The 24788-nt window shown below is 48.1% G+C and carries 16 protein-coding genes, 1 other RNA gene and 4 pseudogenes; 13 read left to right on the forward strand and 8 right to left on the reverse strand.

Going from position 1 to position 24788, the window contains the following annotated elements:
* Positions 1-7: 7 nt before the first annotated feature.
* The 3 genes and pseudogenes from ACLJPQ_RS15425 to ACLJPQ_RS15435 all read left to right on the forward strand — a co-directional run bounded on the left by ACLJPQ_RS15425 (position 8) and on the right by ACLJPQ_RS15435 (position 3020).
* Entirely contained in the window at positions 8-1171 is a 1164-nt protein-coding gene (locus ACLJPQ_RS15425; protein WP_072100476.1) for an HlyD family type I secretion periplasmic adaptor subunit, read from the forward strand.
* 71 nt (positions 1172-1242) lie between these two features.
* Positions 1243-1605, forward strand: a transfer-messenger RNA (tmRNA) gene (gene ssrA / locus ACLJPQ_RS15430).
* Positions 1606-1800: 195 nt separating this feature from the next.
* Positions 1801-3020, forward strand: a pseudogene (locus ACLJPQ_RS15435) (integrase domain-containing protein).
* Positions 3021-3024: 4 nt separating this feature from the next.
* Here the strand turns inward: ACLJPQ_RS15435 and ACLJPQ_RS15440 are convergent.
* The 5 genes and pseudogenes from ACLJPQ_RS15440 to ACLJPQ_RS15460 all read right to left on the reverse strand — a co-directional run bounded on the left by ACLJPQ_RS15440 (position 3025) and on the right by ACLJPQ_RS15460 (position 12791).
* Positions 3025-3630, reverse strand: coding sequence for a hypothetical protein (locus ACLJPQ_RS15440; RefSeq protein ID WP_001288034.1), 606 nt, complete (start codon positions 3628-3630; stop codon positions 3025-3027).
* Positions 3630-4523: a DUF4747 family protein gene (locus tag ACLJPQ_RS15445; protein ID WP_000090058.1), complete on the reverse strand. Its 894-nt coding sequence runs from the start codon at positions 4521-4523 to the stop codon at positions 3630-3632. Before ACLJPQ_RS15445 ends, ACLJPQ_RS15440 begins: the two co-directional genes overlap by 1 nt.
* Positions 4524-4788: 265 nt before the next feature.
* Positions 4789-5950, reverse strand: a pseudogene (locus ACLJPQ_RS15450) (IS3 family transposase).
* Between the two features lie 335 nt (positions 5951-6285).
* Positions 6286-7833, reverse strand: coding sequence for a hypothetical protein (locus tag ACLJPQ_RS15455; protein WP_001294845.1), 1548 nt, complete (start codon positions 7831-7833; stop codon positions 6286-6288).
* Positions 7833-12791 carry an AAA domain-containing protein gene (locus tag ACLJPQ_RS15460; protein WP_000877068.1) on the reverse strand — a complete coding sequence of 1653 codons (4959 nt, stop codon included), beginning with the start codon at positions 12789-12791 and terminating at the stop codon, positions 7833-7835. The genes ACLJPQ_RS15455 and ACLJPQ_RS15460 overlap by 1 nt, the downstream gene beginning before the upstream one ends.
* A 258-nt stretch (positions 12792-13049) precedes the next feature.
* Between ACLJPQ_RS15460 and ACLJPQ_RS15465 the strand changes: the two are divergent.
* From ACLJPQ_RS15465 to ACLJPQ_RS15495, 7 genes and pseudogenes are all read left to right on the forward strand, one after another.
* A pseudogene (locus ACLJPQ_RS15465) lies at positions 13050-13283 on the forward strand (GTPase); the annotation flags it as partial.
* Positions 13284-13289: 6 nt separating this feature from the next.
* Positions 13290-13508, forward strand: coding sequence for a DUF905 domain-containing protein (locus ACLJPQ_RS15470; protein ID WP_031225670.1), 219 nt, complete (start codon positions 13290-13292; stop codon positions 13506-13508).
* 85 nt (positions 13509-13593) lie between these two features.
* On the forward strand, positions 13594-14052 hold the full coding sequence (locus tag ACLJPQ_RS15475; protein ID WP_000155322.1) for an antirestriction protein: 459 nt from the start codon (positions 13594-13596) through the stop codon (positions 14050-14052).
* 8 nt (positions 14053-14060) lie between these two features.
* Complete coding sequence (locus ACLJPQ_RS15480; RefSeq protein WP_001518223.1) at positions 14061-14543, forward strand: RadC family protein; 483 nt, start codon at positions 14061-14063, stop codon at positions 14541-14543.
* A gap of 8 nt (positions 14544-14551) precedes the next feature.
* A complete protein-coding gene (locus ACLJPQ_RS15485) occupies positions 14552-14773 on the forward strand; it encodes a DUF987 domain-containing protein (protein ID WP_000691990.1) in 222 nt (73 codons plus the stop codon).
* Between the two features lie 18 nt (positions 14774-14791).
* Complete coding sequence (locus ACLJPQ_RS15490; protein WP_000065828.1) at positions 14792-15109, forward strand: type IV toxin-antitoxin system YeeU family antitoxin; 318 nt, start codon at positions 14792-14794, stop codon at positions 15107-15109.
* A gap of 20 nt (positions 15110-15129) precedes the next feature.
* Positions 15130-15459, forward strand: coding sequence for a TA system toxin CbtA family protein (locus ACLJPQ_RS15495; RefSeq protein ID WP_023139840.1), 330 nt, complete (start codon positions 15130-15132; stop codon positions 15457-15459).
* Between the two features lie 464 nt (positions 15460-15923).
* Here ACLJPQ_RS15495 and ACLJPQ_RS15500 read toward each other — a convergent pair.
* From ACLJPQ_RS15500 to ACLJPQ_RS15510, 3 genes and pseudogenes are all read right to left on the reverse strand, one after another.
* Positions 15924-16146 (reverse strand): annotated as a pseudogene (locus ACLJPQ_RS15500) (helix-turn-helix domain-containing protein); the annotation flags it as partial.
* 27 nt (positions 16147-16173) lie between these two features.
* Complete coding sequence (gene fljA / locus ACLJPQ_RS15505) at positions 16174-16713, reverse strand: phase 1 flagellin gene repressor FljA (RefSeq protein WP_000388869.1); 540 nt, start codon at positions 16711-16713, stop codon at positions 16174-16176.
* A gap of 67 nt (positions 16714-16780) precedes the next feature.
* Complete coding sequence (locus ACLJPQ_RS15510) at positions 16781-18283, reverse strand: FliC/FljB family flagellin (RefSeq protein ID WP_000079789.1); 1503 nt, start codon at positions 18281-18283, stop codon at positions 16781-16783.
* A gap of 91 nt (positions 18284-18374) precedes the next feature.
* Here ACLJPQ_RS15510 and hin point away from each other — a divergent pair, with 91 nt between their 5' ends.
* The 3 genes from hin to iroC all read left to right on the forward strand — a co-directional run bounded on the left by hin (position 18375) and on the right by iroC (position 24762).
* Entirely contained in the window at positions 18375-18947 is a 573-nt protein-coding gene (gene hin, locus ACLJPQ_RS15515; RefSeq protein WP_000190912.1) for a flagellar phase variation DNA invertase Hin, read from the forward strand.
* Positions 18948-19909: 962 nt separating this feature from the next.
* Complete coding sequence (gene iroB / locus ACLJPQ_RS15520) at positions 19910-21025, forward strand: salmochelin biosynthesis C-glycosyltransferase IroB (protein ID WP_076933128.1); 1116 nt, start codon at positions 19910-19912, stop codon at positions 21023-21025.
* 80 nt (positions 21026-21105) lie between these two features.
* Positions 21106-24762: a salmochelin/enterobactin export ABC transporter IroC gene (gene iroC, locus ACLJPQ_RS15525; protein ID WP_080178420.1), complete on the forward strand. Its 3657-nt coding sequence runs from the start codon at positions 21106-21108 to the stop codon at positions 24760-24762.
* Positions 24763-24788 lie beyond the last annotated feature (26 nt).

The following is a 24788-nucleotide window of genomic DNA, read 5'->3' on the forward strand; positions in this document are numbered from 1 at the left end:
TGCCGCGATGGACGATTTCGATATTCAGCGTGAACGGGCGTTTTCCGGCGCGGGTCGTATTGTTCTGATCTGCTCACTGTTATTTCTCATTCTCGGCATCTGGGCGTGGTTTGGCCGACTGGATGAGGTTTCCACCGGCAACGGGAAAGTGATCCCCAGTTCACGCGAACAGGTTCTGCAGTCGCTGGATGGCGGCATTCTGGCGCAGTTGACGGTGCGGGAAGGCGACAGAGTTCAGGCTAACCAGATTGTCGCCCGGCTTGATCCGACGCGTCTGGCGTCCAGTGTTGGTGAAAGTGCGGCAAAATATCGCGCTTCACTCGCCTCCAGCGCACGGTTAACCGCGGAAGTCAGCGACTTACCTCTCGCCTTCCCCGCTGAGCTGAACGGCTGGCCGGATCTGATTGCCGCAGAGACGCGTCTCTATAAAAGCCGCCGCGCACAGCTGGCCGATACCGAAGCCGAGCTACGGGATGCGCTGGCGTCGGTTAATAAAGAGCTGACCATTACCCAGCGGCTGGAGAAAAGCGGCGCGGCCAGTCATGTTGAAGTGCTACGACTGCAACGACAAAAAAGCGATTTAGGCTTAAAAATTACCGATCTGCGCTCACAATATTATGTGCAGGCACGCGAAGCGTTATCAAAAGCGAACGCTGAGGTCGATATGCTCTCCGCCATTTTAAAAGGACGCGAGGATTCCGTCACCCGCCTTACCGTGCGTTCGCCGGTACGCGGCATTGTTAAAAATATCCAGGTCACGACGATTGGCGGCGTGATCCCGCCTAACGGCGAGATGATGGAGATAGTGCCGGTAGACGATCGTCTGCTGATTGAAACCCGCCTTTCGCCGCGTGATATCGCCTTTATTCATCCCGGCCAACGCGCATTGGTTAAAATTACTGCTTACGATTACGCCATTTACGGCGGGCTTGACGGCGTGGTGGAGACCATTTCACCGGACACCATTCAGGATAAAGTGAAACCGGAAATTTTCTACTATCGCGTGTTTATCCGCACCCACCAGGACTATCTACAAAATAAATCAGGACGCCGTTTTTCGATTGTTCCAGGCATGATCGCCACGGTGGATATCAAAACCGGTGAAAAAACCATTGTCGACTATTTAATCAAACCGTTTAATCGCGCGAAAGAAGCGCTGCGCGAGCGGTAAATCGTTGAAGATAAGAAGATACGGGGGCTGGTCACGCGTGTCACAAGTCTGTTATACTTACCTTACACATTGGGGCTGATTCTGGATTCGACGGGATTTGCGAAACCCAAGGTGCATGCCGAGGGGCGGTTGGCCTCGTAAAAAGCCGCAAAAAAATAGTCGCAAACGACGAAAACTACGCTTTAGCAGCTTAATAACCTGCTTAGAGCCCTCTCTCCCTAGCCTCCGCTCTTAGGACGGGGATCAAGAGAGGTCAAACCCAAAAGAGATCGCGCGGATGCCCTGCCTGGGGTTGAAGCGTTAAAACGAATCAGGCTAGTCTGGTAGTGGCGTGTCCGTCCGCAGGTGCCAGGCGAATGTAAAGACTGACTAAGCATGTAGTACCGAGGATGTAGGAATTTCGGACGCGGGTTCAACTCCCGCCAGCTCCACCAAAATTCTCCATCGGTGATTACCAGAGTCATCCGATGAAGTCCTAAGAGCCCGCACGGCGCAAGCCATGCGGGCTTTTTTGTGCCTGTCCTTGTCCGAGAACATCCGGCTAAATCCGGTGATTATTGGTATACGTTTAGGTATACGGTAGGATGTATACCTAAAAGCGTATACCAATTCATGAAGGAGCGGCCACAGTGGCACGGACAACACGCCCCCTGACCAACACCGAAGTTCTGCGCGCTAAAGCGTTAGAGAAGGATCTAACGCTACATGATGGCGATGGACTTTTCCTGATAGTGAAAACCAGCGGGAAAAGGCTCTGGCGTTTCCGTTATCAACGCCCGGCAACAAAGCAGCGAACAATGATGGGGCTCGGTGCTTTCCCTTCACTTTCGCTTGCTGATGCCCGAGGGTTAAGAGCTGATTACCTTGCCTTATTAGCCAACGGAATCGACCCGCAAATTCAAGCTGAAGTTGCAGAGGAACAGCAGCAAATCGCACTGGACAGTATTTTTTCAACGGTCGCCGCTAACTGGTTCCAGCTCAAAAGCAAAAGCGTTACCCCTGATTACGCAAAAGACATTTGGCGTTCACTGGAAAAAGATGTATTCCCTGCCATCGGTGAGATCCCTGTTCAGCAAATCAAAGCCCGAACATTGATTGAAGCTCTTGAGCCAATCAAAGCTCGTGGGGCGCTTGAGACTGTACGTCGACTGGTGCAGCGCATTAACGAGATAATGATTTATGCCGTAAACACTGGCCTGATTGATGCTAATCCAGCATCAGGTGTTGGGATGGCCTTTGAGAAGCCCAAAAAACAAAACATGCCGACACTGCGTCCGGAAGAATTGCCGAAGCTGATGCGTTCTTTAGTGATGTCAAATCTGTCTGTTCCGACTCGCTGTCTCATTGAATGGCAACTCCTGACGCTTGTGCGCCCTTCTGAGGCCTCCGGTGCTCGTTGGGCAGAAATCGATCTCGATGCAAAGCTTTGGACTATTCCAGCCGAACGGATGAAAGCGAAACGTGAGCACATAGTTCCTCTCTCAACTCAGGCATTAGAGATTCTCGAAGTGATGAAACCTATTAGTGCACATCGTGAGCATGTTTTCCCAGTAGGAATGATCCAAAACAATCCATGAATAGCCAAACAGCTAATGCAGCTTTGAAGCGTATAGGATATGGAGGAAAATTAGTTGCACACGGTTTACGATCTATTGCAAGCACTACATTGAATGAAGCGGGCTTTAATTCAGATGTGATAGAAGCGGCATTAGCTCATACAGATAAAAATGAGGTAAGAAGAGCATATAACCGCTCTATCTATTTAAAGCAAAGAATAGGCATGATGGAATGGTGGGGTGAAAAAGTTTATAATAAAAACTTAAAAAAAAATAAAAGCTCATTCCTATGAGCTTTTATTTTCCTGCATTATCTTTCGAATTATCAGCATCCTGTTTATTTTGAAAAGTCATAAAGGTATTATACCAACTAGAAACACGGAATATAGCAAGAACAGCTGCTAATGCAGAGAACACCGAGTAAATAAATATAAAGTAAGCAAAAAAACTAAATGTTAATAACGCATACTTATAGAAAACACCTAAATAATAATACATAAAAGCATTATTTATGAGAATACTACTATAGGCCTTGGTAACCAAGGCCGTAATAATAGTTAGTAATTGCAACAATATAAAATGGACAAAAGTTGCATTGACTGACATATAAGGAGAATATTCTACTTCTCCACTTTCACTTTTTTCATCACCAGTTATTATTTTTTTAAAGGCCTCATCACCAATAGCTATCCACATAGCAAAACCACCTAATGAAAAGCCCAGAAGGTTCGGCATCAATGACAGGATATCATTCCACCACCCCTGATGAGACCAAGATGGATAAAGAATCACTGTCATTAAAAAAGCACACCAAAAATAGCGACTTTTAAACACAGCCCCAGCGCCACCATAGATTTTCCAGTATCTAGCCAATGCACTGGTTGATTCTTTTTCTTCACTCATTACTTTCTCAGAAGCCTCTTAAATTCATCTGCTAATGATTTTGCCCTTAATAACAATAGTTCAGAAACCGATGTTACGTCAGAATCATATGGTTCAACCCTTTGAAGTGGTACGTCACTTGAGGCATGAATCTCTACTAATCCTGCCTCATTAATCCTGCGTATACTAACTTCACCATTTCTCGAAGCAATAAGAGCATCCTGTTTTAACCCACCATCAGGTTTAATTTCCTGACCTCGCTCAGACTTATATGTTTTATCCTCTTCAATAACCCCAATACGCTTGAAACGCTTTTGCATAACACTTTCTGCAGAAGCGAGATCATCCGGGTTAGGACGTCGAGTGACCATATTTATACACGTAATACCTTTTAAAGAAAGCATACGTTCTACACTATCTGGCTCAGTCAATATTGTAACATTAACCTTTCCAAATTTCTCTATAATTCTCTCATGAGAAAATATCCCATTCAGAAAGCTTTCTATTTGTCTTGATGTAAGATGCCGGCTCTTGTCCTGCATTTCGTAAACTAAAAGATGACTTGCGGGTAGAAAAACAAAAGAGAATCTAGCTACATTTGGTTTTAAATTATCAGGTATATTTATTCTTTCCTTTTCCTCATCTGAAGCTATATCTTTCTTTACGATATCGAACCAGTCGCCATTAACGTCAATATCTGTATACTTTAGAATTTCCCCCTCAAAAGGTTCACTAATTACCTGACCTTTCTTATAAGGGTAAAAATATGATAAAGTTGCGAATGAGTCTCCTCTTAAATTAACATTGCTCGCATTTTTTCTTGCCATCCTGAATAACTCGACATACTTTTCTGGCGAGTGGGGGTGCATGGTTATATTCACAGCCCCGTAAGTTAATTTTTTTGCCCTTGCCATTTTTATCTTTGTTCCCTTATTTCGTGAAAGAATCATATATACATTAAAGGCTTAGGAAAAACTATGTCTTAACGCACACCATCTAATAGCCAAAGGAAATAAAAATACAACTCATTATTCAAAATGGGAATATTATTTCCCCACGGATAATGCTCATTGGTTCCACTGCCAGATTCGTAAAAATAAAAAAAACAACATCCAAGAACAGCGCGCAATGCTCTCCCCGCCACGCCTGCCCTCTTAAGGGGCCGTAAATAGACCCGTTTTAGTTCCAGGCATTTTTTGAGATCCCGGCCAAATGATTGTGTTGCCGATATTCCTCCGGCGTCATATTGTTCAGTGATTCATGAGGGCATTCACAGTTATATTCTGACACCCATCTTTCCGTGATTTCCCGCACTTCATTCAGCGTTCTGAACAGATAAAAATCGAGTATTTCTGTACGGTATGTTCGGTTAAAGCGCTCAATAAAAGCGTTCTGCGTCGGCTTACCCGGCTGAATAAATTCCAGTTTTACTGCATGTTGCTCTGCCCATTCAGCCAGTGCAAGTGAGATAAATTCCGGACCATTATCCATGCGTAGCATGACCGTATAGCCGCGATTTGCTGCGGTTTGCTACGATTTGCTACGATTTGCTGCGATTTACCGCGATTTGCCGCGACCCTGTCGAGTACACGGACCACGCGCAAGGCTGGCAGATTCAGATCGATTTCAATCGACAATGCCTCAAGGTTAAAGTCATCAACGACATTGAACGTGCGAAAACGACGGCCACAGACCAGAGCATCATGCATAAAATCGACAGACCAGCTCTGGTTAAGCGCTTCCGGTGTGGCCAGTGGCGAGGGATTACGCACCGGCAACCGTTGTTTGCCTTTACGGCGAAAATTCAGCTTCAGCAGACAATAAATACGATGGATCCTTTTGTGATTCCACGGGTATCCCTGCCGCCGCAGAACCTGGAAAAGTTTTGGAAAACCGTACCGTGGGTATCGCTCTGCCACTGCCTGCAACGCGACAATAACGGGTTCGTCACGCGTGGTATCCGGACGGTAATGGTAAACCGTTCTACTCAGGTTCAGACTCCGGCAGACCTGACGGATACTGAGTCCAAATGTCGTTATCAGATGAGTGACCAGCTCACGCTTAAAGGCTGGTTTTAAAGCTTTTTTTCGATAACGTCTTTCAGCGCCCGGTTCTCAAGGCTCAGGTTGGCAAACATCTGTTTGAGACGCCGATTCTCGTCCTCAAGATCCTTGATCTTTTTAATATCAGAAGCCTCCATGCCACCGTATCTGGACTTCCAGTTGTACCAGGTGGCTTCAGATATACCGGCCTCCCGGCAGACATCTTTAACGGTTCGTCCGGCTTCAACCGATTTAATTACGGCAATGATCTGATGCTCAGTAAAACGGGCTTTACGCATAGCGATCTCCTTTGTTGGCAGATTGATTATGCCGGAGGATCTCTAAATGTGAATGGCACGATTATGCGGGATACTTACAAGTTAGCAGTGCTTGGAACTAGTTATTCGTATATTAAAAGTATTTCCGGATCGGATATAAGAGTTATTGTTAGCCCTTAGAATTAAAATTTAAGAAGAAACTTTATGAACTCCGACCATTAAAAATGGTCGGAGGGATATAAAGTCCTATCAATTTAGCATTATCTCATTTGACATGAATAACGCCGCTCACCTATTTGTTGTCCTTTATCTAGTTCATAGCAACCTAGAAAAATTCATTCACTGCAATATAAATGCTACTTGCGTAGCGATAAAATTGCGCGTGCGGTTTCAGCACGGTTAGCAATTTGTATTTTTTGTATTGCAGCATCCACATCTTCACCACTTTTCTTATTCAGTTTAATCAGAAACTCAACAGGTAATAGCGAAGTTAAATTTTCAATTTTTGATTCAGACCAATTGATGGTTGCAACAACCCCCTCAATTCGCTTAATCATTAGGTTTTTAAGTAATTCTAAACGCTCGGGCTCAACGGTTACATAACCAATCGGCATGGTTAATGCACTATCAGAATTAGGTTGACCGTGGTATTGCACCAAAGCAATCACATCAGGAATTAAGAGGATCTCCAAACGATCAAACTTAGCCTCTGAAGTAAGGCCAATACCGGTAGGAAAACGACCTAAGTGTCGCTTACGTTCTTGACGTTTCTCACCTTCATCAGCACTTGGATGTAAAAGCGAAATGCGAGCAATCTTATCATCGGAATAATTGCCAAGTATATCGCCTAGATCGCGAGTAAAACGCGAAAGTTGACTGCCATTAGCTCCCCACAGTGGTACTTTACTGCTATACCACAGCGCTTTTGGAGCTGTTTTACCTACATAATCACGTAATGCATTATGCAACATACTAATGAACAGCTTAGAGTTGTGCGGTAAATAAACAGCCCCTAACATACCGGTAGTCAATGAAGTACCGTAGCCAGTTTTCCGTTGTTCGCGAGCCTCTATCCAGCCGGAATAGTCGAACTTATAACCATTAGCAAATTGTGACAATACCTTATCATTTGCTAGTTTACAGAAATCTTCACAGTCGATACCAAATTCATCTAGCTTATGTTCTCCCAAAAAATCTGCGATATGAGCCTCCAGCTCGTTTGAAAGCGGCAGCCGGGTGTTACCTAGATATTCATAGGAGCGAGTAAACTTCTGCGGCTCAATGCTACCAGCAGAAGCATCGTAGCTAACCTCTATCTCTATTGGGAGCTGCACCATCTCATGCGAACTACAGCCCATTATCTTATATAATCTAGTCCTTTGACGCTCATACTCGCTGTTGCGGCTGAGCAAAAGATGGTGGCGAAACTGTGAACTAAAAGCCTCAGTTACCGCAGCAGCATCTCCCCCGATCTGATGCCGAGGCAATAGCTCTGGCAGTCCAGAAGTAAAACGACGATTCGGTTGCGGTTTACATATCGAAAGAGTTAGTAGATCGAATGCCACTTCCTCCGTACGTTCTTGATACTTAACTAAACTTGGCTTCCCACCATTACTAGCTGCATGCTTACGTAGAAATGAGCTAGCCTCAATATGCCCATCAGGGTTAATGTTGATCAGTCTGTTAGCCAGCAAGCCATCAAGCAATACCTCTCGCTCACGATCGGTTAGACCAAAGTAATTCTGTAACTCGCTGGGATAGAGCTGATCAAAAATCAGCAGCAAGCGACATGCAAACTGTTCAATTCCAGGCATCAGTTTTTCAGTGGTCAAAGCGCAGTTGATCTTGTAACTACGCGCAGGTAGTAAAACGGTAATCAGATTACCCAGACGTGGTTCTGACATTAGTTGTTATCTCCAAGCAGACTTTGACCACACAGGATTTGGTAGTTGGGTTCATCTACGGCAACCTGTTTACTAATAAATTCATGAACGTTTCCAAGTGCTGAATCATTATTGGTCTTTGACCACATACGCCTAGCTCCCAGAATCAATAACCTTTCTTGAGCTCGCGAAATAGCAACGTTTATTCGCGGCGCATCGCGCAGGAAACCTTGTAGTTTGTTGGGATTATCGCGAACCAGACTGAGAATAATTATCTTGTTCTCCTGGCCCTGATATGAATCAACGGTATCGATCTTAATCAAACCACGTAACAATGCTGCCCATTCAGCCCGACTGATAGCATTGTCAATTTCCTCTTTTTGCTGACGATACATTGTGATTATACCAATAGGATATGGCTGCTCTGTGGTAATAGTTTGCTCAAGCTGTGCAATGCAGTCATCGCTCGACAATGACTGCAAAGCCTCTAACAGTAGCCGGACTTCTCGTTGATTATAGTAACGGCCATTACCCTTTTGCTCTTCTGCACCTGCTTCATTAGGGCTCGAACTATCGATCCAAGTAACAGTTTTGTTCCAAGGACTTGGTAACTCGGAATACCAATCTGGCGAGACTTTCCTCGATGAATGCAGTTTACCGATATCTTGAGCGTAAAAGCACTCCGATACTAACTCGCCAATTGGTTCTACCATTCGATATTGAGTATCGAGTGTTACGCCGCCTGTTGCTTTAAAAGCACGTTCAAAATCAGACTCGTAAAAGATCCCTTTCCCGAGTTCTAACTTCTTAGAGGCTAACTTAAGATGCTGTTGATGATAGAATGGTGGCAATTGTTTATGATCCCCTACCAGCAACACTCGCTTGCCTGATTGCAGCGCGACCATCAATTCAGCAGCTTGTGCTCGGCCAGCCTCATCAACTATTACCCAATCAAAACTGGACTCAGCTAGCTCTAATCGACGATTCCCAACACCAACAAGAGTTCCGCAAACTAATCGCTTACTTTTGAACATAAATCGATCAAATCCAGCCTCGCCGCCGCGTAATACATCCATCCACTCTTGGCTCATTTCCAATAACTGCATAAAACGTTCAAGGTTCTCTGGATTGTTATAACTGCATTGTATGGCAATTTGCTCAGCCAACTGTCTTATCAAGGTCTCATCATAGACAAGAGTTTTCAGCAAGCTGTCATCGAATATTGAGTTAATAATTTCTTGTGTTCGCAGTTTAAGCTGATTGCTTTGTTCTAATAATTCAGTCAGTCGCTCTTGATGACTAATACTACTGCTCTTTGTCTGGTCTACTTTATCCAGCTCACGGCTATATTGGCCATATGTCACCATCAAGGGATTCAGCGTACGATGTAACTGACATAACTGTTTGACTAATAATGGAGCCATCCCTAGACGCTTTCCTAGGGAGCTAACTCGCAGGTCATATTCACGGTGAAATTTATGCTGAATCTGTCGCTGAAGAGCTTTAGTTGCAACACTTAGCATACCCTCATCAATCATAAGTTCATTACCAATACGTACTGTATCCAGTTCCATTCCTTTTGTATGGCAGAGCTCTCGAGCCTTGATGGCTACATTATCAACAGACGCATGGGATTGGCCGACCAGAAGAATATTATTCACACCGCAATGTTGATACAGATAGTGAATAAATTTTGAAATAAAGGTTGTTTTACCTGTACCCGGCGGTCCTTGGAGAACTCCAACAGGTCCCAACTCGACCAACTGTTGAAACGCCATGAGCTGCTGTTCATTAAAACGTTGTCCAGGCTGATCATAAAGCTCGCGTAATGTCTCCGCGGATGGCCGCGGTTGCATTTGCTGCATACAGGGTTTCTGGTGGTAATCAAAATACTGTGGCAGATGCGGGATCTCTGCTTTGTTTTCAATTACTCGTTGAAGGGCTCTTTGACGCAACTCTCTTGATGATTTGTCACGGATCGACTCCAATTGTAGCTGGCTGCCGCTACTAATTCGCTTACGAGCAGCATCGAAATCAAAGCGAATAGCCAATAGATTCGGCGTAGTCTCACTTAGCCGCAATTCCCCTAACTGCACTGATTCACGCTTATCTTTAATATAAACAATGATCTTATCATCAAGTTCAAAGCTGAGGTCAGCACCGGATTCCGTAGTATATGGGTAGAGTAAGCAACCACTTGGTGATTCCTGAAAGTCAGTTGAATCGATGTTGACTATATCTCGTAGGTCTACTTCTGTGTCAGACAATGCCTGCCACAACTCAACTGGACTTGACTCACTGCTATCGAAGTCATCTTCATCCATCTCTTGATTAGGATTAGCTCGCTCAATGATGGCGTCAATTACTGGCTCGAGATTAAACAGTAGTTCAATAAAAGTATTACGCTGATTAAGTGAGCCACGCTGTAATGAAAGTTGAGTATTAATTTTAGCTTGGGAATATTTTCCAGCCTTTATACTTTCTTCGATCGATAATCCTTTTTCATACACTATTCTATTAATAGTGCGATTATCAGGATCCAAGTCTACCAATAGCCGCTCACCTAGGCCAGTGATGTAACAACGCAATTCATGCGCAAAGCGTGGGTTAGCTGACCAGTTACATTGAAAATGATAGATCCCATCATTTTGTTCTAGAAGCTTCACTTCTTGCGGCCAATCATCTGCGCCCCAGCAAACAGGAATTACCTTATCCTGTGACTCAGACTCCACAACTTGCTTAATATCAGCTTGTTCCGGTGCTCGAAGTGACTGCAGCAAAGGATCGAGCGCGATAGGTATACCGTCAACGGTTTGCTTTGCACGTTCTAACTCAGCTTGCACCAGTACTGGCATATCATCACTAAATAGCTCCTCCACCATACGATATACTGCAAAGCAATCTCGCCCAAAAGCATCAGTACTTTCAGGATTATCTGGCTGGTAGCGATTATCTGCAGTTAATTCATCACTGAATTCAAGCAATCCAATCAGGGTAATTGCTGTCTGCTCCCCGACTTGTACCAGCAGTTTCTCTGGGCAAAGATCTCCATGAGGTAACTGCTTTTCATGAAAAGCATGAATGGTGTTGATCAAAGTCTCCGCAATTGTGAAACGTTGGGATTGTTCTAACACGTTCTCAGCAATAAACTGTGACCACGGTAGACCATCCACATACTCGCTCACTACATACAAGCCGCCTTGTCCTAATAGTCCACAGGACTGCACCTTAGGAGTTGGCAGATTTATATGCGTAATCTTATCGATTCTCTGCTTAAAAGCGTGGATACGGCGGTTAACACCAGGTTGCTGAGGATTCAAAATCACGCCATCCCACAATTTTACCTGCAGGGCTTTCCCACCTTGTTCACAGTGATAACTGATGCTGCCAGTCGTAGCAATAGCAGCAAGAGCAGGGTAAACCATAGACAACTGTTCAGGAAGCGGAGGAAACTCAATTAACACGCCAACGCTGTTCATCCCTTCGCGAAAGAATTTGTTTTGCTTTAACTCTTGATAAATCTGGTTAGCTTCATCAAATTCTTGGCTATGTTCCTTAGTAGCCGCATTAAACTCATTGAGCATTATGTCCGCACGTGGAAAGCGTTTACTTGGCTCAAGGTTAAGAGCTTGTTCAAACCAGCTATTTAAAATACCGCTAAAAGGATCAGTTAATGGAGCTCGCCATTCAGGCATCTGTCCAGGAGTTAGTAATGATTCGCCTGCAAAACAAATACGATAAGCAATTACAGCCAACATGAATACATCTAGGCGATAGGGCTCAACTGCCTCTTCAAAAGCATCTTCGGGCAAAGTATATGGAGCACTTTGCAATGTCGGACGTAATGCCTCCAGGCTATTATGTCCCTCCAGCGAGGCTGCGCCAAAACCAGTAACGACAATGCTCTTTTGATCCCCTGCGTACCATAGATTGTGCGGGTCAATATCACAATGGCCGATACCTAGGCTATGTAATTCAGAAAATGGAGCCAATAATGCACGAACGCGATCAATACGATCAGACTTACTCCATCCGTCAGCTTCGCTATCTAGTATCTCATCCAATCGGCTAAAACTACGGCGTAACTCATACAGCTCACGGGCATCATCAGTTATATCCTCCTCGGATAGTTCCCTTACCGCACGCAACATATAATCCTGCATAGTTGCACTGCCATGACGAACTAAGCGACCTACTCGGGTCTCACGCAGAGCTATCTCAGTCCACAATGTTTGCATTGCGTTTGCTACACCCAAGGCATCAAAGTTCCACTGACGTAGCAGACCTCTGTGTTGACTATTATCTTTGTGGGTAGCCCTGAATTCGTTGTAGACCATGTGAGGGTGACTAAAGAATGGCTTATCGTTCGCAAGATAACCGCTTTCTTTAAGTGGTAAAGGCCTGACTTTTGGGCCTTCAAAGAAGGACTTAATGATCGGTAATGCCTCATCTGAATTTGGCCGAGGCTTCCCCCCCTCAAAAAGGTGAGAAAAGTTAGTGTCTTGCACCAGCTTTTCGTAATTTTTGGGGTTGCCTATAGTCAAGAATTCATCACGAGTATGAACATAGCGACTCTCACTTGACGGCAAGTTCTCAGGACCTGCAGTGCCACACAGCACTACATGAGCCTCAACATGCAAAAAGTAACCCAACTTACGAGATAGCTCTTCCTGCAACAAATCTTTTAGTCGCAGTGCATGCTCACGCTTGATCTGATAGGGACTTTTGCCTCGTGGCTTACCATTTTGCAGCCACTTCCCCCCTTCGTATGTGATGTTACCATTCCACTCTTTAAGCTCGACTAATAGCAACCGGTCAGCAGTAATAATTAGCGTATCGATTTCCATCGATCCTTGGCTATCAGTAACAACCAAGCCAGCATAGCCAAACCAACTATCTGGTAACTGCTTAACCATCATATCAACTGTTTTGGTTTCGCTGCGGTGCAGGCCTGCACCACCTACTATCTGATACTTCACGTTTTCTCCTGCACCACTAAATTTTTGTTGGTGGTAGTCAAGTAAAAATGGATGTAGTTATCTCAGACATTGCATAGATTGTGCCTGCCTGATCCTAAAAAATGTGATTATGAAAGGGAACGCCAGAAATTTTATACCGTTCGCAAAGAGAACGCATTCCAAAACTTTTCAAATATATATCATTATCTTGAACATATCACTATAACGGCGAATCCATAAGGATTCGCCGTTTTTATTTTCTTTGTTTCAGGAGATATCATGAATAATCTGGGAGGGTTGCAGCCCTTGCAGGGCTCACTTAAGGGCTTACCTGAATGGGCCTCAGAACGGGTCATGCAGCAAATTCGTCAGCTCACAAACTACGAGCCAGTTATCGGCATTATGGGGAAAACAGGGGCGGGAAAATCGTCGCTGTGCAATGCCCTGTTTGCCGGTGAAGTGTCGCCGGTCAGCAATGTTGCGGACTGTACACGTGAACCTCTGCGCTTTCGTTCTCACATGCTGCCACCGGGAGCTTTCACGCGACAGCAGGCTGAAGCTGTTACCCGCCGGTATCAAAACATCGCTATTGAAGATGACCAGCGCAGTCATTTCCGCCTGGTGGTTCGCGACTCTGAGGGTCGAATGATCTGGCGGGCGTGGTGCTTTGAACCGGATGCCGGTGAAGGGCTTAACCGTTATATCCACAAGTCAGGCATCCTCAGAGCCTCCTCCTGACCACACCCATTCATCATCCCTGTATGTCCTTTATTTCCCATAAGCCAGCCATCGTTGCTGGCGTTTTTATTGACGGAGAATATCCATGACGATACAAACTCAATGCGAATTGATGTCCGCTAATGAACCTCAATTTGACCTCACTGCAACACCAGTACCTGACGAACAGCGCCTCGATTTCTGGCCGCTATACTTTGGCGCTATTCCGCAATGGATAACGCTGGAACCGCGTATTTTCGCCTGGATGGAGCGCTTTTGTGATGAGTACAGCGGTGGTATCTGGTCCTTTTATACGCTCAGCAATGGCGGCGCATTTATGGCTCCTGATGCTGAAGGTGACGATAAATGGCATCTGTTCAACGGCATGAACGGCAATGGTGCGGAAATGAGCGCGGAAGCCGCAGGTATCGCTGTCTGCCTGATTGAATACAGCCAGCACGCCTGTCGCACCGAATGCGATGCCATGACTGAACACTATTACCTGCTGAGAGATTACGCCCTGCAGCACCCTGAATCTAGCGCCATTCTGCGCATTATTGATTAAGGATACTTATGATGGAACAGTCACTTATCCCACTGACTCCGGCACTACCACTAACCGCACAACGCACGGTAAAACGCGCCTTAACGCTGCTTGATCGACACCTGCGCGAAACAGGCGTGGCATTCACTTCCACTCAGGCTGCCCGTGACTGGCTGAAACTGAAAATGGCGGGGCTGGAGCGCGAAGAGTTTATGGCGCTGTATCTGAACCAGCAGAACCAGTTGATTGCCCACGAAACCCTGTTTGCCGGTTCCATTAGCAGTACCGAGGTACATCCCCGTGAGGTGGTCAAACGCGCCCTGTACTTCAATGCGGCAGCAGTGATATTGGCTCATAACCATCCCTCCGGCGACACCTCGCCCAGCCAGGCAGATAAGACCATAACGCAGCGTCTGGTACAGGCGCTTCAGCTCGTTGATATCCGTGTGCCTGACCACCTTATCGTCGGTGGTACGCAGATATTGTCGTTCGCTGAACATGGTCTGCTTTGAGGTATTACATGAAAATTATCAGTAAACGCCGGGCGATGACAATTTACCGTCAGCATCCGGCCTCACGCATTTTTCGATACTGCACCGGCAGATATCAGTGGCACGGCAGTGTCTGTCATTACACCGGTCTGGCCGTTCCTGACATTCCCGGCGTGCTGGCGGTATACGCCGAACGCCGCCAGGACCGCAACGAGCCCTATGCCTGTCTGATGAGTATCACTCTGAACTGACAATAAAGGTGGTTATAAATGAGCAACATTACATGGGGCCTGCAGCGGGATACCACGCCGCGTCTGGGAGCCCGTCTGGTACAGGAGGGGAACCAACTGCATTATTTGGCTGACCGGGCCAGTATCACCGGTAAATTCAGTGACGCCGAATGCCGGAGGCTGGATGAAACATTCCCGCACTTTATCAGCCAGATGGAATCGATGCTGACCACTGGTGAAATGAATCCCCGCCATGCCCACTGCGTCATCCTGTATCACAACGGTTTCACCTGCGAAGCCGACACTCTTGGCAGTTGCGGCTATGTATACATCGCCGTCTATCCCACTCAACGCTAACGAATTTCACGAGAGCAAACATGAAAACTCTACCTGCTACAATTTCGCGGGCGACGAAGCCCTGTCTGTCGCCCGTGGCTGTCTGGCAAATGTTACTGACACGCCTGTTGGATCAACACTATGGCCTGACGCTAAACGACACGCCGTTCAGTGATAAAACAGTTATTCAGGAATATATTAATGCTGGAGTATCGCTCAGCGATGCGGTGAACTTTCTTGTCGAAAAATACGGGCTTGTCCGTATCGACCGAAAGGGATTTTCATGGCAAGAACAGAGCCCGTATCTTTCCGTAGTGGATATTTTGCAAGCAAGACGCTCTACTGGCTTGCTAAAAACTGACGTGAAATAAACGCTTAAATACAGAGCAGACTAAAGGAAAGCAAAATGCTAATCTCGTAGACAAAGAGCCTCCTGCTGTAACCTCCTCTCCCCTCCCTTGCAAAAAACCTGACATTTTCTTTTAGGACCAACAATGGGACCAAAATGAAAATTGAATTGATTATTAGCACATATAAAACAAATAGTTATAAAACCAATTCAGACTCCGCCAGCTCCACCAAATATTGATACATTGACGTTCAATGAAGTTCACTAAGCCCGCACAGCACAAGCTCTGCGGGCTTTTTTACATCTATTGCCGCCTGGTGAGGATTGTAGAGAGCCTCACGGGCATTGACGTCAAATGACGCGATGGGTGACAGGGCAAAACGCCAAAAGTCTCACCAATAACTCCCGAAAGAATTGGAATACGAGAGTCAAAGAAAATAGAACACTCACTGAGAGTCCTGCCTGGCTGGGACAAAGCTCGCAGTCAGACTGTCGAGCATAAAGATAAGCAGTTGCCCGTGAGACGCCAGGATGTTGGGCTACGGTATCCATAGATTTGCGAAGATTCAGCAGACCTTCTTTGCGAAGCTTTAATGATCAATTCTTTTCTGTCAGCTGCTTTAAGCGTCCTGGCCGTAGTGGCACGAGCAGCGGCGAAACTATCTATGCGCTGTCGAATGGTCTCTGTTCCTCCAGGAGCAATATTTTCTCACGGAATTTTTTATTACCGTATGCGTTATTCAGCATAATCCGAAGACGTGATCCTGCTCACCCAGTCAAACATAACTTGCATATGATTGCCATTGGATGTCCTCACACCAACCTGACACGCATTTACGCCTGTCGTTTTGCCAGTCAAAACCTGTCCATACTTCATATAGATTTTGATACCGACTCCCTGTTTATAGCACTTATTGCAAATCGAGAAATAATCTCTTCTTGATGGAGTATATTGCTGAAGATTAAATTCGTCAGCCGGCACCAGCGAAAGATTAAAAACGTCATTACCTGATAATTCTTCAAGTATTGCCAGAGACTCTAATTTAACTTCAATTCGCTTATTTCCTTTAGGTTTATCCGAAGCCAGAATCAAATTTTCCCTCGGATTAAACTTCGCAATGTAGCCTATGATTATCCGGGCATTATTACTCACCAATCGAACATGGATATCATTAAAACGTAGAAATTGAACTCGACGAGCAAGCATAGAATAATCCCGCGGCCATATTTCAGCCTCTCGCCCGTAGGAAATATCATTTACAGCTATACATTCCATAAAGATATATTCATCTATGCTGAATGAAAAAGCCCCGGATTCACGGGGCTGAATAAAACAAAATAAATTAACGTAACAGAGACAGCACGTTCTGCGGGACCTGGTTAGCCTGCGCCAGAACGGAGGTACCGGCCTGCTGCAGAATCTGCGCGCGAGACATGTTGGAGACTTCGGTCGCATAGTCGGAATCTTCGATACGGCTACGGGCAGAAGACAGGTTATTTACGGTGTTGCCCAGGTTGGTGATAGCGGAGTTGAAACGGTTTTGAACCGCACCCAGGTCAGAACGCAGCGCATCCACCTGCGCCAAAGCAGCATCAATTTTCTGCAGCGGGTTTTCAGTGGTTTTAGCAGCTGCTTCCGCCAGCTCTGGCTGTGCTTTGAAATCATGACCAGCGGCTTTGCTGGCATTGTAGGTTTTACCGTCAATAGAAACGACTTCAGTTTTACCGTCTGCGCCACCCAGTTGGTTCAGGGCAGTTTTGGTAGTACCGTCAGCTGCGGTGTAAGACGTGGTGTTAACACTGAAGCTACCATCTTTTTTCTGGGTAGCGGCATAGTAATTATCGCCCACCTTTACAGCGTAACCGCCATCAATCGTCTTACCATTTTTATCGGTGTAAGACATTTTGACAACCTGGGCAGCAGCAATTTCTGGGTCTGTAATCCCGCCAGATTTAAGGGAGGTTTTGAGATCTGTTGATAATGGTAATGGATTTTTTTCTTCCTGAGTTTTTGTTACTTCTACCGCACCAGCTGGTTTACCCGCCTCCATAGCCGTACCAGCGGTCATAGACACCTTACCATCATCGGCGACATTTACTTTATAGAAGCCATTTTTACCGTCATCAGGGGTGGTCAGACCGGTAACTTCAACATAGTAGTTTTTGCTAGCACTATCATAATAAACTTTGCCATCTTTTATTGCTGCAGTACCTGTTGTAGCACCAGTGCCTGCTTTAAGGGCTGCGTCTTTATTAAGATCAGTAATATCTAAATTGGCAGCTACTGTCACAGCCTTACTATCTACATCATACGCTTTCTGCACGTTCAGTGAATCCAGGCCCAGGGTCTGAGAGTTGATCTGCTTCAGATCGATATCGATAGTTTCACCGTCGTTGGCACCAACCTGGATGGTCAGGGTGTTGTCCTGCGCCAGGACTTTCACGCCGTTGAACTGAGTCTGGCCGGATACACGGTCGATTTCGTTCAGACGCTGGGTAATTTCAGCCTGGATAGAGTCGAGGTCAGACTGGGAGTTAGTGCTGTTAGCAGACTGAACCGCCAGTTCACGCACACGCTGCAGGTTGTTGTTGATTTCGTTCAGCGCGCCTTCAGTGGTCTGCGCAATGGAGATACCGTCGTTAGCGTTACGGGAAGCCTGAGTCAGACCTTTGATGTTCGCGGTGAAACGGTTAGCAATTGCCTGACCTGCCGCATCGTCTTTCGCGCTGTTGATACGCAGACCAGAAGACAGACGCTCGATAGCGGTGCCCAGTGCGGACTGGGATTTGTTCAGGTTATTCTGGGTCAGCAGCGACAGACTGTTAGTGTTGATTACTTGTGCCATAAAATTTTCCTTTTGGAAGGTTTTTGATAAAGCAACCCTCCATGAGAAAAGCGACTAAAATTCTTCCTTATCTGATGTAAAGGAGAAAATCATGGCTACTATTGGGTATATTCGGGTGTCAACAATTGACCAAAATATCGATTTACAGCGTAATGCGCTTACTAGTGCAAATTGTGACCGCATTTTTGAGGACCGTATCAGTGGCAAGATTGCAAACCGCCCCGGCCTGAAACGAGCGTTAAAGTATGTAAATAAAGGCGATACTCTTGTCGTCTGGAAATTAGACAGACTGGGCCGCAGCGTGAAAAACCTGGTGGCGTTAATATCAGAATTACATGAACGTGGAGCTCACTTCCATTCTTTAACCGATAGTATTGATACCAGTAGCGCGATGGGACGATTCTTTTTTCATGTAATGTCAGCACTGGCCGAGATGGAGCGAGAATTAATTGTCGAGCGAACCCTTGCCGGACTGGCTGCCGCCAGAGCGCAAGGACGACTGGGAGGGCGCCCTCGCGCGATCAACAAACATGAACAGGAACAGATTAGTCGGCTATTAGAGAAAGGCCATCCTCGGCAGCAACTAGCTATTATTTTTGGTATTGGCGTATCTACCTTATACAGATATTTTCCGGCAAGCCGCATAAAAAAACGAATGAATTAAAATAAAAATTACAACAGGATGGATATAACATTTTTGTAATACAGGCGTATGGCATAAATAAACCGGAAGGGTATACGAAAAAGACAGCATCTAATTAAAAAGAGAAAAAAAATTCAACGCATTAACATATATAGTGTAGCGCGCTCACGATAAGGCCTATGTTACATCCAGCTATAGACGACATCGCTCAAAACACTACCAGACACAGTATTCACCTGGAAAGGCTTTTTAATCAAAATGTTAGATGTAAGCAATTACGGACAGAAAAAATAGTAAAGTTTATGCCTCAAGTGTCGATAACCTGGATGACACAGGTAAGCCTGGCATAACATTGGTTATCAAAAACCTTGGTTTTCAAGAACCAATAAATCGTGTGGCTGATGCGCTATAAAAATCGCAGAGCGGTGACGATATCCGCATAAGGAGCTGTTCGTTCGCAACATTCGAACGGTGACGTTAAAGCTGGTTTCATTGGTTAATGAAGACGAAGGGGACAAAATTACTACAGAGTTGATACCACAGAGATAGTCCAGGCTCGCAGGTGATACGGGATTTAACGCCGGAAAGTCCACACAGAACACGATCCGCCGCCGGACACCGTTAAATTGCCCCGCAACGCGTTATCAATACTACTCCCTACGTTTCCCGTTACCTTGCTGTCGGTACGTTTACCTCATTGTCTGAAAGGTTATTTACGAAGTTATCATTAATAATCCACGGGCGTCTGGTATGCGAATCCAGTTCCCCAATCCTGACGCTTTGCCTTCGCGACCATACGCGCGTAAATAAGCCTGAAACCAAACTTCACCGCTTAACGCTCTCCTCTTCCCCAATTTTTACGCAAAAAATCATCACATGAACAAGGGTCGTATTTGTTATTGCATTTTACAAATGATATTGGTAATTATTATCATTCTCATTAAAACTTGTTAGATTTATGACGTGGAGAGAGAGGATTTCTCATGCGTATTCTGTTTGTCGGTCCCCCACTGTATGGACTGCTATACCCTGTGCTGTCCCTGGCGCAAGCGTTTCGTGTTAATGGCCATGAAGTGCTGATTGCAAGCGGTGGAAAATTTGCACAGAAAGCAGCAGAAGCTGGGTTGGTGGTATTTGACGCTGCGCCTGGTTTCGATTCGGAAGCGGGTTATCGCCGTCAGGAGGCATTGCGAAAAGAAAATAACATTGGAACAAAAATGGGAAACTTCTCATTTTTCAGCGAAGAGATGACTGACCCGCTGGTCGCGTTCGCCGGACAGTGGCGGCCAGATCTCATCGTCTATCCTCCCCTTGGGGTCGTTGGACCACTGATTGCCGCTAAGTATGACATTCCGGTAGTGATGCAAACCGTCGGCTTCGGTCATACGCCATGGCACATCAAAGGCGTGACGAAATCACTTTCTAACGCCTACCGCCGCCATGGGGTCAGCGCGCCACCAAGAGATCTGGCGTGGATAGACGTCACACCGCCCAGCATGAGCATACTGCAAAATGACGGAGAGCCGGTTATCTCCATGCAATACGTCCCGTATAACGGCGGCGCCGTCTGGGAAGAATGGTGGGAACGTACACCTGATCGCAAGCGTCTTCTGGTCAGCCTCGGCACCGTCAAACCGATGGTGGATGGCCTGGATCTGATTTCCTGGGTAATGGATTCTGCCGGCGAAGTAGATGCCGAAATCATCCTGCATCTTCCGGCAAACGCCCGCTCGGATTTACGTTCACTGCCGCCGAATGTCCGTCTGGTCGACTGGCTTCCGATGGGCGTTTTCCTTAACGGCGCCGACGGTTTTATCCACCATGGCGGCGCAGGCAACACCCTGACGGCGCTGCATGCCGGCATTCCGCAGATAGTCTTTGGCCAGGGTGCCGACAGACCCGTCAATGCCCGCGCCGTGGTCGAGCGCGGATGCGGCATTATTCCCGGTAAGAGCGGGCTTACGAGCAGCATGATCAATACCTTCCTCGGTAATCGCGCGCTTTGCGAGGCGTCGCAGGAGGTCGCGGCGGAAATGGCGGCCCAGCCTTGCCCGACCGAGGTGGCAAAAAAACTGATCGCCATGCTGCAACACGGCTAACCGCGGCAGCGCAATGACAATATGGCGGCTGAACCCAGCGTGTGTCGCCATATCTCATCTTTCACCGATAAGGAGGCTTAATGCCCGCGACTCATTCCCCCATGCCCGCTCGTGCCTGGATAGTTCGCCTTGCCCGCGTGTGTTGGGAACGTAAAACACTGAGCATCATTGTCATCGTAGCATCAGTATCGACCATTTTACTGGCTGCGCTGACGCCGCTAATAACGCGTCAGGCCGTCAATGACGCGATAGCAGGCGATACGACCCACCTGCCGTTACTTGCCTGCGGCCTGCTGTTAATTGCCCTTTTTGATTTTATCGGGAATTACGTGCGCCGCGGCTATGCCGGAGAACTCTCGTTGTGGGTTCAGCATACGTTACGTAGCCGTGCGTTCGACAGTATTCAAAAACTGGACGGCGCAGGCCAGGACGCCTTGCGTACCGGGCAGGTCATTTCGCGTACCAACAGCGATCTTCAACAGGTACACACCTTGCTACAGATGTGTCCGGTGCCGCTGGCGGTGCTCACTTACTATGTGGCCGGTATCGCGGTGATGCTATGGATGTCGCCATCCATGACGCTTATCGTGATTTGCGTACTGGCCGCCCTTGCTATTACCGCCCTGCGCGCCCGTCGCCGTGTTTTCGCGCAAACGGGGCTTGCCTCAGACCGGCTGGCGCACATGACGGAGCATATGCGCGAAGTATTGGAACAGATCTCAGTGGTGAAGTCCTGCGTGGCGGAGTTGCGCGAAACGCGTTGGCTCGATGCTCAGTCGCGGCAGATGGTGCGGGTACGCATCGGCGCCGCTATCTCGCAGGCGATGCCGGGCGCAACCATGCTGGCGCTACCGGTGATAGGGCAAATCGTCCTGCTGTGCTATGGCGGCTGGTCGGTAATGAATGGGCGCATCGATCTGGGAACCTTCGTTGCGTTCGCGAGTTTTCTCGCTATGCTGACCGGCCCTACCCGCGTACTGGCATCGTTTTTGGTTATCGCACAGCGCACACAGGCGTCGGTGGAGCGCGTCTTCGCGCTTATCGACACGCGTTCTCGCATGGAAGACGGTACTGAGTCGGTTGAGGGTCAGATTATCGGGCTGGACGTGGAGAAGATGAGTTTCCACTACGACAACGGTAACCGTATCCTCAATGAGATCTCGTTTTCCATTCACGCCGGTGAAACCGTGGCAGTGGTTGGCGCATCCGGCTCCGGAAAATCAACATTGCTGATGTTGCTGGCGCGCTTTTACGATCCCACCTCCGGCGGGGTGTGGCTCAACACCACTGCGGGTCAACAGAATATTCGCGACCTGAAACTGACGGCGCTTCGTCGTCGCGTTGGCGTAGTGTTTGAAGACGCGTTTCTGTTTGCCGGTACGGTGGCGGAAAACATCGCCTATGGGCACCCGCAAGCGACTCAGGACGACATTCGACGCGCCGCCGATGCCGCAGGCGCCAGCGGGTTCATCAATGCGCTACCGCAGGGGTTCAACACCCGACTGACCGAACGCGGAAGCAACCTCTCCGGCGGCCAACGCCAGCGTATTGCGCTAGCCCGGGCACTGATTACCGCGCCGGAACTGCTGATTCTCGATGACACCACCTCGGCGGTCGATGCCGGTACTGAAGCGGAAATTAACACGGCTCTTGGTCGTTATGCCGATAATGAGCATATGCTGCTGGTGATTGCACGCCGCCGTTCAACGCTGCAGTTAGCCAATCGGATCGTCGTGCTGGATAAAGGCCGCGTCGTGGATATCGGTACCCAGGCGGAGCTGGATGCAAGGTGTCCGACGTTTCGCTCGCTGATGAGCGGCGAGGGTGATTTTCTCGCCCTCGCCCCGGCGGAACAACGTGCGCTATGGCCAACAACGCAGGCGGCAAAATCCGACGACGCGCATGAGCGCCAGACACCCGCCGGAAAAGGTTTTGTCGACCGGATGACGCGCGTTCCAGAACGCGCCGTACAGATGGCGCTGGCAGGCCACGGGCGTCAAGTCTCATCGCTGCTGACGCCAGTAGCCTGGATGTTCGTCATCGCCGCCCTGCTTATCGCGCTTGATTCCGCCGCAGGCGTTGGCGTGCTGGTGCTTTTGCAGCGCGGTATTGACTCAGGCGTTGCCGCAGGGGATATGTCGACTATTGGCATATGCGCCCTGCTCGCGCTGTGCCTGGTGGCGATCGGTTGGTGCTGCTATGCGCTGCAAACGATCTTCGCCGCCCGCGCGGCAGAGTCGGTACAGCATACGGTACGCTTACGCAGCTTCAGCCACCTGCTACGCCTGAGTCTTCCCTGGCACGAGAAGCACATCGACTCGCGTCTTACTCGCATGACCGTCGACGTTGATTCACTCGCCCGATTTCTGCAAAACGGTCTTGCCAGCGCGGCCACCAGCATCGTGACGATGGTCGCTATCGCCGCGGCAATGTTCTGGCTTGACCCCATTCTTGCATTAACGGCATTAAGCGCCGTGCCTGTAGTGATGCTGGCGACGTGGATTTACCGCCGTTTGAGCTCGCCTGCCTACGCCCAGGCACGGCTGGAAATTGGTAAGGTGAACAGTACGCTTCAGGAAAAGGTCTCCGGTATGCGGGTAGTGCAGTCACACGGCCAACAGAAGCAGGAAGCCGCCAGGCTACGGGCGTTATCAGACAACTTCCGCGCCACCCGCGTGCGGGCGCAAAAATACCTTGCTGTCTATTTTCCGTTCCTGACCTTCTGCACCGAGGCTGCCTATGCCGCCGTGCTTTTAATCGGAGCGACCCGGGTCGCCGAAGGCGAAATGACGCCCGGGATACTGGCGGCGTTCTTCCTGCTACTGGGACAATTTTATGGCCCGGTACAGCAGTTGTCAGGCATTGTCGATTCCTGGCAGCAGGCGACCGCCAGCGGCAAACATATCAATGCGCTATTGGCGACTGAGGAAACGGAGAATATTGAACCGTCCTCCATAACGCCTGGCACTGGCGGCGCGCTACGTCTGGAGGCATTGACATTCCGCTATCCCGAAAAAACGCAACCTGTGCTTGATAAGCTCTCGCTCACCATTCCGCCAGGAACGGTAGTCGCGGTGGTCGGACGTAGCGGCGCCGGCAAATCGACGCTGATCAAGCTGCTGGCCGGGCTCTACTCTCCCGGCAGCGGGCAAATCCGTGTCGGTGAGCGCCTAATTGATGCCGCGTCGCTTAGTGATTATCGTCGCCAGACGGGGCTGGTCACTCAGGATGTCGCATTATTTAGCGGCGATATTGCCGAAAATATCCGCTATTCGCGGCCAGACAGCAGCGACACGGAGGTGGAGATCGCGGCGCGACAGGCGGGACTCTTTGAAACTGTGCAACATCTGCCGCTGGGGTTTCGTACTCCGGTCAATAACGGCGGCACGGATCTGTCCGCGGGCCAGCGTCAGTTGATTGCCCTCGCCCGCGCCCAACTGGCGCAGGCGCACATTCTGCTGCTCGACGAGGCGACAGCGCGTATTGACCGCAGCGCCGAGGAGCGCTTAATAACCTCGCTTACCGGAGTGACGCATACCGAGAAACGCATCGCGCTTATCGTCGCGCACCGGCTGACCACCGCTCGCCGCTGCGATGTGATTGTCGTAATCGATAAAGGATGTATCGCTGAATATGGCAGCCATGAGCAGTTGATAGCGGCTCATGGCCTGTATGCTCGTCTGTGGCGGGACAGCATCGGCCAGACACGCGATACGCAAGGAGAGGTCGTAGGATAGTTTTTATCGCCACGATTTACGCAAAA

Source organism: Salmonella sp. SAL04213, assembly GCF_046550535.1.
GTDB lineage: Bacteria > Pseudomonadota > Gammaproteobacteria > Enterobacterales > Enterobacteriaceae > Salmonella > Salmonella enterica.